The 12,827-nt window shown below is 68.2% G+C and carries 15 protein-coding genes; 11 read left to right on the top strand and 4 right to left on the bottom strand.

The features are described 5' to 3' along the window. Positions 1-20 precede the first annotated feature (20 nt). From ACQY76_RS05870 to ACQY76_RS05855, 4 genes are all read left to right on the top strand, one after another. Positions 21-905 carry a F0F1 ATP synthase subunit gamma gene (locus tag ACQY76_RS05870; RefSeq protein ID WP_428031960.1) on the top strand — a complete coding sequence of 295 codons (885 nt, stop codon included), beginning with the start codon at positions 21-23 and terminating at the stop codon, positions 903-905. A 24-nt stretch (positions 906-929) separates the two neighbouring features. Next, positions 930-2,363 carry a F0F1 ATP synthase subunit beta gene (gene atpD / locus ACQY76_RS05865; protein WP_428031959.1) on the top strand — a complete coding sequence of 478 codons (1,434 nt, stop codon included), beginning with the start codon at positions 930-932 and terminating at the stop codon, positions 2,361-2,363. A gap of 69 nt (positions 2,364-2,432) precedes the next feature. Continuing rightward, positions 2,433-2,849, top strand: coding sequence for a F0F1 ATP synthase subunit epsilon (locus ACQY76_RS05860; protein WP_428031958.1), 417 nt, complete (start codon positions 2,433-2,435; stop codon positions 2,847-2,849). A gap of 76 nt (positions 2,850-2,925) precedes the next feature. After that, positions 2,926-3,600, top strand: coding sequence for a TenA family protein (locus tag ACQY76_RS05855; RefSeq protein WP_428031957.1), 675 nt, complete (start codon positions 2,926-2,928; stop codon positions 3,598-3,600). Positions 3,601-3,693: 93 nt separating this feature from the next. Here ACQY76_RS05855 and infA read toward each other — a convergent pair whose 3' ends face one another. Together infA and ACQY76_RS05845 are read right to left on the bottom strand one after the other, a co-directional pair. After that, positions 3,694-3,975: a translation initiation factor IF-1 gene (gene infA / locus ACQY76_RS05850; protein WP_213370524.1), complete on the bottom strand. Its 282-nt coding sequence runs from the start codon at positions 3,973-3,975 to the stop codon at positions 3,694-3,696. Between the two features lie 154 nt (positions 3,976-4,129). Then, on the bottom strand, positions 4,130-5,497 hold the full coding sequence (locus ACQY76_RS05845; RefSeq protein WP_428031956.1) for a DEAD/DEAH box helicase: 1,368 nt from the start codon (positions 5,495-5,497) through the stop codon (positions 4,130-4,132). 292 nt (positions 5,498-5,789) lie between these two features. Here ACQY76_RS05845 and ACQY76_RS05840 point away from each other — a divergent pair, with 292 nt between their 5' ends. The 3 genes from ACQY76_RS05840 to ACQY76_RS05830 all read left to right on the top strand — a co-directional run bounded on the left by ACQY76_RS05840 (position 5,790) and on the right by ACQY76_RS05830 (position 7,196). Continuing rightward, positions 5,790-6,518 (top strand): class I SAM-dependent methyltransferase, encoded by a 729-nt coding sequence (locus tag ACQY76_RS05840; RefSeq protein WP_428031955.1) that lies wholly within the window; start codon positions 5,790-5,792, stop codon positions 6,516-6,518. A gap of 62 nt (positions 6,519-6,580) precedes the next feature. Next, positions 6,581-6,853 (top strand): type II toxin-antitoxin system Phd/YefM family antitoxin, encoded by a 273-nt coding sequence (locus tag ACQY76_RS05835; protein ID WP_428031954.1) that lies wholly within the window; start codon positions 6,581-6,583, stop codon positions 6,851-6,853. Positions 6,854-6,872: 19 nt separating this feature from the next. Next, the gene (locus ACQY76_RS05830) at positions 6,873-7,196 is read left to right on the top strand and encodes a type II toxin-antitoxin system RelE/ParE family toxin (protein ID WP_428031953.1); all 324 of its coding nucleotides are present in this window, start codon (positions 6,873-6,875) and stop codon (positions 7,194-7,196) included. A 9-nt stretch (positions 7,197-7,205) separates the two neighbouring features. Here the strand turns inward: ACQY76_RS05830 and metW are convergent, their stop codons facing one another. Beyond that, positions 7,206-7,856 carry a methionine biosynthesis protein MetW gene (gene metW, locus ACQY76_RS05825; RefSeq protein WP_428031952.1) on the bottom strand — a complete coding sequence of 217 codons (651 nt, stop codon included), beginning with the start codon at positions 7,854-7,856 and terminating at the stop codon, positions 7,206-7,208. Continuing rightward, the gene (gene metX / locus ACQY76_RS05820; RefSeq protein ID WP_428031951.1) at positions 7,856-9,040 is read right to left on the bottom strand and encodes a homoserine O-acetyltransferase MetX; all 1,185 of its coding nucleotides are present in this window, start codon (positions 9,038-9,040) and stop codon (positions 7,856-7,858) included. The genes metW and metX overlap by 1 nt, the downstream gene beginning before the upstream one ends. Before the next feature lie 133 nt (positions 9,041-9,173). On the opposite strand from metX, the gene ACQY76_RS05815 reads away from it, so the two are divergent. The 4 genes from ACQY76_RS05815 to ACQY76_RS05800 all read left to right on the top strand — a co-directional run bounded on the left by ACQY76_RS05815 (position 9,174) and on the right by ACQY76_RS05800 (position 12,723). Continuing rightward, positions 9,174-10,103: a chorismate mutase gene (locus tag ACQY76_RS05815; RefSeq protein WP_428031950.1), complete on the top strand. Its 930-nt coding sequence runs from the start codon at positions 9,174-9,176 to the stop codon at positions 10,101-10,103. A gap of 60 nt (positions 10,104-10,163) precedes the next feature. Further along, positions 10,164-11,291: a histidinol-phosphate transaminase gene (hisC, locus tag ACQY76_RS05810; RefSeq protein ID WP_428031949.1), complete on the top strand. Its 1,128-nt coding sequence runs from the start codon at positions 10,164-10,166 to the stop codon at positions 11,289-11,291. Continuing rightward, positions 11,281-12,216 carry a prephenate/arogenate dehydrogenase family protein gene (locus ACQY76_RS05805; protein ID WP_428031948.1) on the top strand — a complete coding sequence of 312 codons (936 nt, stop codon included), beginning with the start codon at positions 11,281-11,283 and terminating at the stop codon, positions 12,214-12,216. The genes hisC and ACQY76_RS05805 overlap by 11 nt, the downstream gene beginning before the upstream one ends. Before the next feature lie 111 nt (positions 12,217-12,327). Then, positions 12,328-12,723 carry a hypothetical protein gene (locus tag ACQY76_RS05800; protein ID WP_428031947.1) on the top strand — a complete coding sequence of 132 codons (396 nt, stop codon included), beginning with the start codon at positions 12,328-12,330 and terminating at the stop codon, positions 12,721-12,723. Positions 12,724-12,827 lie beyond the last annotated feature (104 nt).

Below are 12,827 nucleotides of genomic sequence, written 5' to 3'. Positions count from 1 at the left end.
AGAGCGGAGCACAGGGACACATGGCCAGCCTTAAGGATCTGCGCAATCGCATCGCTTCGGTGAAGGCGACGCAGAAGATCACCAAGGCGATGCAGATGGTCGCCGCCGCCAAGCTGCGGCGCGCCCAGCAGGCGGCCGAGGCCGCGCGTCCCTATGCCGTGCGCATGGAGAGCGTGCTCGGCAACATTGCCGGCACGATTTCCGGCGGCCCGGACGCGCCGCTGCTGCTGACCGGCACGGGCAAGGACCAGACGCATCTGCTGCTCGTGCTGACCGCCGAGCGCGGCCTGTGCGGCGCCTTCAACTCGTCGATCGTCCGCCTTGCCCGCGAACGCGCCCTGGCGCTGATGGGGCAGGGCAAGACGGTCAAGATCTTCTGCGTCGGCCGCAAGGGCCACGACGCGCTGCGCCGCCAGTTCGAGAAGCAGATCGTCGAGGTCGTCGAGCTGCGCACCAGCAAGGGCGGCGTCACCTTCGCCGACGCCCAGAAGATCGCCGACAAGATCGGCGCGATGTTCGCCGCCGGCGAATTCGACGTCGCCACCCAGTTCTTCAGCCGCTTCCAGTCGGTGATTTCGCAGGTCCCGACCGCGCAGCAGCTGATCCCGGCGACCTTCGCCGCGCCGGCCGCCGCCGCTACCGGCGCCGAGGCGGTCTATGAATATGAGCCTGGCGAGGCCGAAATCCTCGCTGACCTGCTGCCGCGCAATCTCGCGGTGCAGATCTTCAAGGCGCTGCTCGAAAATGGCGCGTCCGAGCAGGGCGCGCGCATGAGCGCGATGGACAACGCCACCCGCAACGCGGGTGACATGATCAAGAAGCAGACTTTGACCTACAACCGCACCCGCCAGGCAATGATCACGAAGGAACTCATCGAGATCATTTCCGGCGCCGAGGCGCTCTGAGGCAGGACCGGAAGGACGACGAACATGGCTAATGTCGGACGCATCACGCAGGTCATCGGCGCCGTCGTGGACGTGCAGTTCGAGGATCACCTCCCGGAGATCCTGAACGCGCTGGAGACCACGAATAACGGGGTCCGCCTCGTGCTCGAAGTGGCGCAGCATCTCGGTGAGAACACCGTGCGCACCATCGCCATGGACTCGACCGAAGGTCTGGTCCGCGGCACGACGGTGACGGACACCGGCGCGCCGATCTCGGTGCCGGTCGGCGCCGGCACGCTCGGGCGCATCATGAACGTCATCGGCGAGCCGGTGGACGAGCAGGGCCCGATCGTCGGCGAGACCACCCGCGCTATCCACCAGCAGGCCCCCAGCTACGCCGACCAGTCGACCGAGGCCGAAATCCTCGTCACCGGCATCAAGGTCGTCGATCTGCTGGCCCCCTATTCCAAGGGCGGCAAGGTCGGCCTGTTCGGCGGCGCCGGCGTCGGCAAGACCGTGCTGATCATGGAACTGATCAACAACATCGCCAAGGCGCATGGCGGCTATTCCGTGTTCGCCGGCGTCGGCGAGCGCACCCGCGAGGGCAACGATCTCTATTACGAGATGATCGAGTCCAAGGTGAACGTCGACCCGCACGAGCATGGCGGTTCCACCGAAGGCTCCAAGTGCGCGCTGGTCTATGGCCAGATGAACGAGCCCCCGGGTGCCCGCGCGCGCGTCGCGCTGACCGGCCTGACCGTCGCCGAGCATTTCCGCGACCAGGGCCAGGACGTGCTGTTCTTCGTGGACAACATCTTCCGCTTCACGCAGGCCGGTTCCGAGCTCTCCGCTCTGCTCGGCCGCATCCCCTCGGCGGTGGGCTATCAGCCGACGCTCGCCACCGACATGGGCGCGCTGCAGGAGCGCATCACCACCACGACCAAGGGTTCGATCACCTCGGTGCAGGCGATTTACGTGCCGGCCGACGATCTGACCGACCCGGCGCCGGCCACCTCCTTCGCCCATCTGGACGCGACCACCACCCTGTCGCGCTCGATCGCCGAAAAGGGCATCTACCCGGCCGTCGACCCGCTCGACTCGACCTCGCGCATTCTCTCGCCGCTGATCCTCGGCGAGGAGCACTACAATGTGGCGCGCTCGGTGCAGCAGACGCTGCAGCGCTACAAGTCGCTGCAGGACATCATCGCGATCCTGGGCATGGACGAGCTTTCGGAAGAGGACAAGCTCACCGTCGCCCGCGCCCGCAAGATCGAGCGCTTCCTGTCGCAGCCCTTCCACGTCGCCGAAGTCTTCACCGGTTCGCCCGGCAAGCTCGTCGACCTTGCCGACACCATCAAGGGCTTCAAGGGCCTGGTGGAAGGCAAGTATGATCACCTCCCGGAGCAGGCCTTCTACATGGTCGGCACCATCGAAGAGGCGATCGAGAAGGGCAAGAAGATGGCTGCCGAAGCCGCGTGATCCGCGCGCCCCGGCCGCTGACGGCACGGGGCGTCGATCATTGACGCTGACGCACCCCCTGGAGGATCCATGGCCACCTTCCCGTTCGAACTCGTCTCGCCCGAGCGTCTGGTCTATTCCGGCGCGGTGACCGAGGTCATCGTTCCCGGCACCGAGGGCGAGTTCGGCATTCTCGCCGGCCATGCGCCCTTCGTGTCGACGCTGAAGCCCGGCGTGCTGACGATCAAGGGCGACGGCGCGGCGAAGAAGCTCTTCGTGCGTGGCGGCTTCGCCGAAGCCAACCCGCAGGGCCTCACCGTGCTCGCCGAGACCGCCATCCCGCTCGCCGAGCTGCGGGCCGAGAATCTCGCCAAGATGATCCGCGACGCGCAGGAAGACGTCGAGGACGCCCGCGACGAGACCACCCGCGCCAGCCGCCAGCAGTTCCTCGAACAGCTGACCTCTGCGGCCGCCGCGATCGAGGCGGATGCGCGCCTGTCGCACTGAGGCTCGCCGCACGGCCTGAAATGACTATGATCCGGGCCGCTCTCCAGCGGCCCTTTTCATTTCCGGAGTTATGCCCATGAGCGACGGCTCGACCTTCAGCGCCCATGCCTGGGGCCGCAACCTGCCGACCTTCGAGGCCATCCGCACCATGCCGTTCAATGCGGCGCTGGCCGACGGCACGCTGTCGCCCGAGCGCTTCCGGCACTACATGGTGCAGGACGCGCATTACCTGATCGCGTTCGGCCGCGCGCTGGCGATCGCCGCGGCGAAGGCGGACGACCCGGACGGGCTGGTGCAGTTCGCGGAAGGCGCCAAGGTCGCCGTGGTGGTGGAGCGCTCGCTGCATGCCGACTTCTTCACTGCGTTCGGTGTCGATGCCGACGAGTTCGAGCGCACCCCGACGTCGCCGGTGTGCCATCATTATTCCAGCTTCCTGATCGCCACAGCCTATGCCGAGCCCTATCCGGTGGTGCTGGCGGCGCTGCTGCCGTGCTTCTGGATCTATGCCGAGGTCGGGCGCGACATTCTGGGCCGCGCGGTACGGCCGAACCCCTATGACGCCTGGATCGACACCTATGCGGGCGAGGAATTCCACGCGGCGGTGCGGGCGGTGATCGCCACGACGGACCGCGCGGCGGCCGGGGCCTCGCCGGCCGTGCTCGCGCGGATGCACGCGGCCTACAAGCGGGCCACGGAACTCGAATGGATGTTCTGGGATTCGGCCTGGCGCCTCGCCGACTGGCCGGTCTGAGCGGAGCGTACCAGACGCTCGTCACTTCGACAGCGCGCGGACGCCGTCCCCAAGGCTCAGGGCGTGAGGCTGCCGGGCATGACGCCCGGCTGCTCAGCGGCGACGGCCCGGGGGAGGACGACGCTGGCCGCTACCGATCGGCGGCGTCGGGCCACCGGTCTTGTGGCGGAAGTTGATGCGGCCACGATCAAGATCGTAAGGCGACATCTCGACGACGACACGGTCGCCGACGATGGTGCGGATACGGTTCTTCTTCATCTTGCCCGCCGCATAGGCGAGTATCTCGTGTTCATTGTCGAGCACGACGCGGAAGTTGCCGTCGGGCAGAACTTCCGTCACGGTGCCGTCGAACTCGAGCAGTTCCTCTTTCGCCATTAATGGCTCTCCTCGTACAGGCTGCTGCCGGCCTTGCCGCTAGGCAAATACCCTGCCGGCCGGCATTTGTCTTGTGCTGATAATGCTGCGGGGCAGCAAACGCCAGAGGACCCCGCGCACCTTTCGGCACGCGAGGTCCCGTCTCGACACTGGATCAGGTCGCGGCGTTATAGGCCTTGCGACGCGGCGGGCGACGGCCCTCGCGCGGCGGGCCGTCCTTGCGGACGTCCGCCCCTTCGGGGCGCGGGCCGCGATTGAACGGGCGGGCGCCACGCGGGGCGTCGCTGCGCGGTCCACGCGGATCGCGCGCCGGGCGCGCACCTTCCGGACGACCTTCCGAGCGGAAGCCTTCGAGGCGCGGGGCGCCTTCGCGGCGGCTTTCGCCACGGCGGTCTACCGAGGGGATGGTGATCTTGATCAACCGCTCGATGTCACGCAGGAAGGCGCGCTCCTCGCCATCGCACAGGGAGACGGCGATGCCCTCGCGGCCGGCGCGTGCGGTGCGGCCGATGCGGTGGACATAGCTTTCCGGCACGTTGGGCAGGTCGTAATTGATGACGTGGCTGACGCCCGGCACATCGATGCCGCGCGCGGCAATGTCGGTCGCCACCAGCACCTTCACCACGCCCTGACGGAACGCGGCGAGCGCCCGCTCGCGCTGCGGCTGGGACTTGTTGCCGTGGATCGCCTCGGCGGCGATGCCGGCACCGGCCAGACCCTTCACCACGCGATCCGCGCCGTGCTTGGTGCGCGAGAAGACGAGGGCGCGGTCCATTTCCGGCTCGGACAGCAGCTCGACCAGCAGGTTCGGCTTGCCGGCGCGGTCGGTGAACAGCACCTTCTGCTCGACGCGATCGGCGGTCTTGGCGACCGGGGTCACGGCGACGCGGACCGGGTTGGTGAGCAGCGAATCGGCCAGCTTCTCGATCTCGCGCGGCATGGTGGCCGAGAAGAACAGGTTGCGGCGCTTGGCCGGCAGGCGGGCGCAGATGGCGCGGATGGCATGGATGAAGCCCATGTCGAGCATCTGGTCGGCTTCGTCGAGGACGAGGACTTCGACCATGTCGAGCCGCACGGCATTGTTCTCGAGCAGGTCAACGAGGCGGCCGGGGGTGGCCACCAGAACGTCGACGCCATTGGCCAGCGCGCGGGCCTGGCGGCCGATCGGCACACCGCCGATGGCGAGCGCCGTGGAGGGGCGCACATGCTTGCCATAGAGCCGGAAGCTCTCGAGGATCTGGCCGGACAGCTCGCGGGTGGGGCTCAGCACCAGCGCACGGGCGGAGCGGCGCTCGGGGCGGAAGCGGTTGGTGACGAGATGCTGGAGAATCGGCAGCGCGAAGGCGGCCGTCTTGCCCGTGCCCGTCTGGGCGATGCCGATGAGATCGCGCCCGGCCAGCACCTGCGGCACGGCCTGGATCTGGATCGGGGTGGGGGTGGTGTGGTTCGCTTCCGCGAGGGCTTTCAGGATAGGCTCGGCAAGGCCGAGTTCGTTGAAGGAGTTCAAGTAAAATTCTTTCATGGGCGATTGCGTCCGCGCGCACATCGGGCGCGAACTGCGAATCACGGGGTGTTGAGACACCCCGCGTGGCCTGGGACGTCGGCGATTTCAGATGATGAAGGGCCGAAGACTGCCGCGGCTCAGAAGTGGAGGCGGAAACTCGATCAGGAAAACCTGACCGAAACCAGCTCCCAGCCGAAGCGGACATCGAGCGACGCGGCCCCGATACGGACGACACATCCGCATGCCCCGTCTATGTGGCCTAAAAGGGTGGTGATTTCAAGGCGTCATCGCTCTCGCTATAAGGGAAGCCATGTATCCTGATGTCGTCGGCCTCCGCAGCTTCTATGCCCACCCCCTCGGCGTGGTGACCCGCCGCCTCGTCGGACGCGCCATTCGCGCGCGTTTCGACAATGTGCGCGGCCTGTCGCTGCTGGGCATCGGCTATGCCACCCCCTATCTCGGTGTGTTCCGCGAGGAGTGCGAGCGCTCCCTCGCCTTCATGCCGGGCGCGCAGGGGGTGACGCGCTGGCCCTCGGCCGCGCCGACGCTCGCCGCTCTCGTGGACGAGACCGAGCTGCCGCTGCGCAACGCCATGATCGACCGGGTGATCGCCGTGCACCTGCTGGAGATGACCCCCGATGCCGGCGAGGTGCTGCGCGAAGTGTGGCGCGTGCTGGCCCCGGGCGGCCGGCTGCTCTGCGTGGTGCCGAGCCGGCGCGGGGTGTGGGCGCGCACCGAGAACAACCCGTTCGGCCACGGACGGCCCTTCTCCCGCACACAGATCACCGATCTGCTGCGCGGGGCGCTGTTCACCCCGGTGGGCTGGGACGAGGCGCTCTACATGCCGCCGGTAACGCGCAACTGGTTCCTGCGCTCGGCGGTGGCGTGGGAGCGGGTAGGGTCGAGCCTGTCGCTGCCCTTCGCCGGGGTGCACATCGTCGAGGCGACCAAGCAGGTCTACAAGCCGGTCCCCACCAAGCGCCGCGCCCGCCTGCGGGTGTTCGAGCCGGTGCTGGCGCCGCAGCCGATGGGCGGGTGAGGGGGAGCTTCAAAGCGGACCGAATTCGGACTATATTCGGCCTGGCATCAACGAGGCCCGCCATGAAGCTCTCCGACCGCATCAAGCCGATCAGCTATCTCAAGGCCAATGCCGCCGAGGTGATCGGCAAGCTGGCCGAGCACCAGCAGCCGATGATCATCACCGTCAATGGCGAGGCCAAGGCGGTGCTGCAGGACATCGACTCCTATGAGGAGATGCAGGAGGCGATCGCGCTGATGCGGATCATTCAGATAGGTCAGCAGGAAATCCGCGAGGGCAAGGTCGTGCCCCTGGACGAGGCCTTCCAGCGCATCCACGACGGGTCAGTAGATTGAGCCGGCGGGCGATCCCTGCATGCGATACGATGTTCAGCTAACGCTCGGTGCGGCGCGCGATCTCGCCGAAATCCGCCGATTTCTCACCGAAAGCGAATCTGCGGCTCGTGCCGGGCAGATTCTTTCCGCCTTGCAGGGAAGGCTTGCCACTCTGGCGGAGATGCCGAGCCGCGGCAACATGCCGAGGGAGTTATCCCATCTTGGTGTCGTCGGCCTTCGCGAGTTGCATCACCAATCCTACCGCATGATCTATTTGATCGAGGGCAGGGTGGTATCCGTGATCGCCGTCGCCGATGGTCGGCGCGACATGCAGTCCTTCCTGCAGCGCCGCCTTCTGCGTTGACCGTACCGCCTATCCCTTCCGCGACAGCAGGAACACCGCCTGCTCGCCGAGCAGGTTCCACACCGCCCAGGGCAGGTTGAAGCGCACGGGGTGGCCATAGCCGTTCAGCGCCGCCGCGCGGTCGATGCGGGCGCCGACCTCCTCCACCAGCGCGACGAAATCGCGGATGGTGCAGAAATGGATGTTCGGCGTGTCGTGCCAGCTATAGGGCAGGTTTTCCGTGCTCGGCATGCGGCCGTTCAGCAGCAGATCCAGACGCATGCGCCAGAAGCCGAAATTGGGGAAGGAGACGATGGCGTGGGTGCCCACGCGCAGCATCTGCTCCAGCACCCATTTCGGCCGGCGCGTGGCCTGGATGGTTTGCGAGAGGATGACATAGTCGAAGGAATTGTCGGGATAGTCGGCGAGATCGACATCGGCGTCGCCCTGGATGATGGGCAGGCCGCGCGCCACGCCGGCATTGACGCCCTCGCGGGAGAGCTCGATGCCGCGCGCGTCGCAGCCACGGGTGGTGGCGAGCAGTTCCAGCAATTCGCCGTCGCCCGAGCCGACATCGAGCACGCGCGAACCCGGCCGCACCATCTCGGCGATGAGCAGCAGGTCGACGCGCGCGCCGGCGACGCGGGCGGCCTCGCGCATGGTCAGGTCGCGGGTCGCCATCATTTCACTCCCACGGCCCGGGCGGCGGCATCGATGAAGCCGCGCGTGATGGCGAAGAATTCCGGCTCGTCGAGCAGGAAGGAATCGTGGCCCTTGTCGCTCTCGATCTCGGCGAAGGAGACCTGCGCCCCCGCAGCGTTGAGAGCATGGATGACCGCCCGCGAGGCGGAGGTCGGAAACAGCCAGTCGGAGGTGAAGGAGGCAAGGCAGAAGCGCGTCCTGGCGCCCTTGAATGCATGCGCAAGCACGCCGTCATAGTCTGCCGCGAGGTCGAAATAATCCATGGCGCGGGTGACATAGAGATAGGAATTGGCATCGAAGCGGTCGACGAACGACTCGCCCTGGTGGCGCAGATAGCTTTCCACCTGGAAGTCGGCGTCGAAAGAGAAGGTGTGCCCGTCGCGGTCCTGCAGCCGCCGGCCGAATTTCCGGTGCAGCGAGGGGTCCGACATATAGGTGATGTGGGCGGCCATGCGGGCCACGGCGAGGCCGCGCCTCGGGCTGGTTCCCTCGGCGAGGTAACGCCCGCCGCGCCAGTCGGGATCGGCCATCACCGCCTGCCGGCCGACCTCGTGGAAGGCGATGTTCTGCGCCGAATGGCGCGCGGCCGTGGCAATGGGCATCGCCGCGAAGACGCGCTCGGGATAGCTCACCGCCCATTGCAGCACCTGCATGCCGCCCATGGAGCCACCGACGACGGCGAGCAGCGTCTCGATGCCGAGATGGTCGATCAGCATGGCCTGCGCCCGCACCATGTCGCGTATGGTGACGACGGGAAAATCGAGCCCATAGGGCTGGCCGGTGGCGGGGTTGGTGGAGGAGGGGCCGGTGGTGCCGAGGCAGCCGCCCAACACGTTCGAGGCGATGACGAAGAAGCGATCGGTGTCGACCGGCTTGCCCGGGCCGACCAGCGTTTCCCACCAGCCCGGCTTGCCGGTGACCGGGTGGACATTGGCCGCGTGCTGGTCGCCGGACAGCGCGTGGCAGAGCAGGATGGCGTTGGAACGCGCCGCGTTCAGCGTGCCATAGGTCTGGTAGGCGATCTGGAACGGGGTAAGCGTGCCGCCCGCGTCGAGCGGCAGCGGCGCCTCGGCGCCGAAGCGCACCACGGCGGAATGCGGGTGGTCCGCTTCGCCGCGGGCTTCGTGAGACGAAAGATCGCGCAGGGCGGTGTTGTCGGACATGGGAACCGTCATACCGGACGAAGAGTTCTTTATACCGGACGATCGGATGATCCCACAGGCCACACTTGTCAATAGAGCCGGGCCCCCGATTTTGCTTTGCGCGCGACGCGCGCGGGGTTTACGACATCCCCTGATGGACACGAAAGCCAACATCGCCGCCACCCCGCAGGCCCCCGCGCCGGCAGGCTCCTCCCCGGTCCCGGCCGCCGCGCCGGACCTTGGCAGCCTGCGCGCCGAGATCGACCGCATCGACGCGGCGATGCACGCGCTTTTGATCGAGCGCAGCCAGATCATCGACCGGCTGGTGGCGGTGAAGCGGGCGCAGGGGACGGAGAGCGGCTCGGCCTTCCGCCCGGCGCGCGAGGCCTCGATGATGCGCCAGATCGTCGATCGGCACCGCGGCATCCTGCCGCTCGACACGGTCGAGGGCATCTGGCGGGTCATCATCTCCACCTTCACCTATGTGCAGGCGCCCTATGCGGTGCATGCCGACCTCGCCTCGGGCGAGGCGGCGATGCGCGATGCCTCGCGCTTCCATTTCGGCTTCACCGTCCCGTTCATCGGCCATATGGGCGCGGCTGGCGTGGTGGCGGCGGTGGCGCGCTCGCGCGGCGATCTCGGCCTCGTGCCGGCCTTTGCCTCGCCTTCCGCCGGGGCGTGGTGGACGGCGCTGGAAGGCGAGCACGCCCCAAAGATCATCGCCCGCCTGCCCTTCGTCGAGCGGGCCGACCACCCGGCCGGGCTGCCGGTGTTCTGCATCGCCCACCCGGTGACCGACGGGGCGGTGACCGAGGTCGAGGCCTGGAGCCTGCATGTTTCCGGCTGGAACGCCCAGGCGGCACGGGCGCTGGCGCCGCTCGCCGACGTCATCGCGGTGCCCGATCGCGGGCTGGACGGGGCGGCGCTGCTGGCCTCGATCCCGGTCGGCGGCGCGGTCAATCTCGATGCGGTGCTGGCGACGCTGCGCGAATGCGGGGCTTCCGTGCGCGCGGTGGCTCTCGTCGGCAGCCATGCGAGCCGCTATACCCACGCGCCGAAGGTCAGCCAATCCCCGCTTGGCTGATCCCCGCCGGCCCGTCGCCTTCCTCCACCCCTGATGCCCGCCGCCCTTCGGAGCCCCGTCATGTCGACCGACGCCACCCGCCCCACCCGTCCCGTGCCGCGCGCCAGCGTGCTGGAGATCGAGGCCTATGTGCCGGGCAAGTCGCAGGCGGGCGCCGGGGTGAAGGTGCATAAGCTCTCGGCCAACGAAAACCCGCTCGGCCCCAGCCCGAAGGCGCTGGCCGCCTTCCAGTCGTCGACGGCGCTGGAGCTCTACCCCGACGGCTCCTCGACCCGGCTGCGCGAGGCGATTGCCGCCACCTACGGGCTCGACCCGGCGCGCATCGTCTGCGGCACCGGCTCGGACGAGCTGCTCATGCTGACCGCCGCCGCCTTTGCCGGCCCGGGCGATGAGGTGCTCTATTCGCAGCACGGCTTCCTCGTCTATCGCATCGCCACGCTGGCGGCGGGGGCGACCCCCGTGGTGGCACCGGAAAAGGACTACCGTTCCGATGTCGACGCGCTGCTGGCGGCGGTGACCGAAAAGACGCGGGTGGTCTTTCTCGCCAACCCCAACAACCCGACCGGCACCTATCTGCCCTTCGACGAGGTGAAGCGGCTGCAGCGCGGCCTGCCGCCGCATGTGCTCCTCGCGCTCGATGCGGCCTATGCCGAGTATGTCCGCCGCAACGATTACGAGGCGGGCATCGAGCTGGTCGCCACCTGCCCGAATGTGGTGATGCTGCGCACCTTCTCGAAGATCTACGGCCTTGCGGCGCTGCGGGTCGGCTGGCTCTACGGGCCGGCCGAGGTGGTGGATGCGGTGAACCGGATTCGCGGGGCGTTCAACGTCTCGGCGCCGGGGCTGGCCGCCGCCGTGGCGGCGATCGAGGATGCCGGGCATGTCGACGCCGCCATCGCCCATAACCAGACGTGGCTGCCCTGGCTCGCAAGCGAGCTGACGGCGCTCGGCCTCACCGTGACGCCGAGCGTGGCCAATTTCCTGCTGGTGCATTTTCCCGATACGCCGGGCCGCACCGCCAAGGAGGCCGACGCCTTCCTGAGCCAGCGCGGGCTGATCCTGCGGCGGGTGGATTCCTATGGGCTGCCGGGGGCGCTGCGGCTGACGGTCGGCACCGAGGAGGCGAACCGCCTGCTGGTCGCGGCCCTGAAGACGTTCTTCGGCAAGGAGACGGGCGATGGTGCTTGATCCGCCGCTCGCCCAACCGCTGGTCGGCCGGCTGACCGTCATCGGCATCGGCCTCATCGGCTCGTCCATCCTGCGGGCGGCCAAGGCGCGCGGGCTTGCCGGCACGCTGGTCGCCTATGACGGCGAGGCGGCTGTGCGCGAACGCGCCGGCGCGCTGGGCCTCGCCGATCGCGTCGCCGAGACCCCGGCGCAGGCGGTGGACGGCGCCGACATCATCATCCTGTGCGTGCCGGTGGGCGCGATGGGCGCGGTCGCGGAAGCCATCGCCCCGCATGTGAAGGCCGGCGCCATCGTCTCCGATGTCGGCTCGGTAAAGGGCGCCGTGGTGACCGCCCTGCGCGCCCATCTGCCGGGCAATGTCCACATCGTCCCCGGCCATCCGGTGGCGGGCACGGAATATTCCGGCCCGGATGCGGGCTTCGCCACGCTGTTCAAGAACCGCTGGTCGATCCTCACCCCGCCGGAGGGGACGGACGAGGACGCGGTGGCGCGGCTGGTGGCGCTGTGGACCGCCATGGGCGCCAATGTCGAGACCATGACGCCCGAGCACCATGATCTGGTGCTGGCCATTACCTCGCATGTGCCGCACCTCATCGCCTACAACATCGTCGGCACGGCGGCGGATCTGGAAGAGGTGACGCAGTCCGAGGTGATCAAGTATTCGGCCGGCGGCTTCCGCGACTTCACCCGCATCGCCGCCTCCGACCCGACCATGTGGCGCGACGTGTTCCTCAACAACCGCGAGGCGGTGATCGAGGTGCTGGGGCGCTTCACCGAGGACCTGATCGCGCTGCAGCGGGCCATTCGCTGGGAGCAGGGCGACGCGCTGTTCGACCTGTTCACCCGCACCCGCGCCATCCGCCGCTCGATCATCGAGATCGGCCAGGAAACCGCCGCCCCGGACTTCGGCCGCGAGCGGGAGTGAGGGGCGTACGTTCTCTGGCGGGGGCTGCGGATGGCCGGGCTGAGCGTGAAGATACCGCGGGGTGGGCTGCCGACCCGCTATACAAGCGCCCGCCTGAAACGGGAGACGCGCATGAAGACGCTCATCAACCTTGCCGCCGGGCTCGCACTGACGCTGGCGGCGTCTGCGGGGGCGCAGGCGGCCGAGACGCCGGCGGCCGACGGGCTGGTCGGCCGCGTCTGGGTCGAGACCGACCCAGCCTCGAAGCTGCCCGGCATGATGCTGGTGTTTCTGCACGGCGGCACGCTGCTGATGGATTCGTGCTGGGAGACCTATGCCCTGCGCCGATGGACCCGCACCGCGCCGGACGCGATTTCCTGGGATGAGGACGGCGCCACGATCACCGCCAAGGTGCAGAAGCTGTCGGCGACCCAGCTCATATTGCGGGTGAAGGCCGGCAAGGATGTGGTCGAGCACCGCTACGCCGTGGCGCAGGTGCCTTATGTCTGCCCGGACATGAAACGGTAGGGTGTGCGGGGGGGCTCCCACAACGGTCGTCATCCCGGAAGGACCGCAGGTCCTATCCGGGATCGCGTCAAGGAAGAGCGCGCTTCCATCTGCGCACGATCCCG

This window comes from Ancylobacter sp., from assembly GCF_965279025.1.
GTDB lineage: Bacteria > Pseudomonadota > Alphaproteobacteria > Rhizobiales > Xanthobacteraceae > Ancylobacter.
This window is presented reverse-complemented; position numbering and strand designations above follow the sequence as displayed.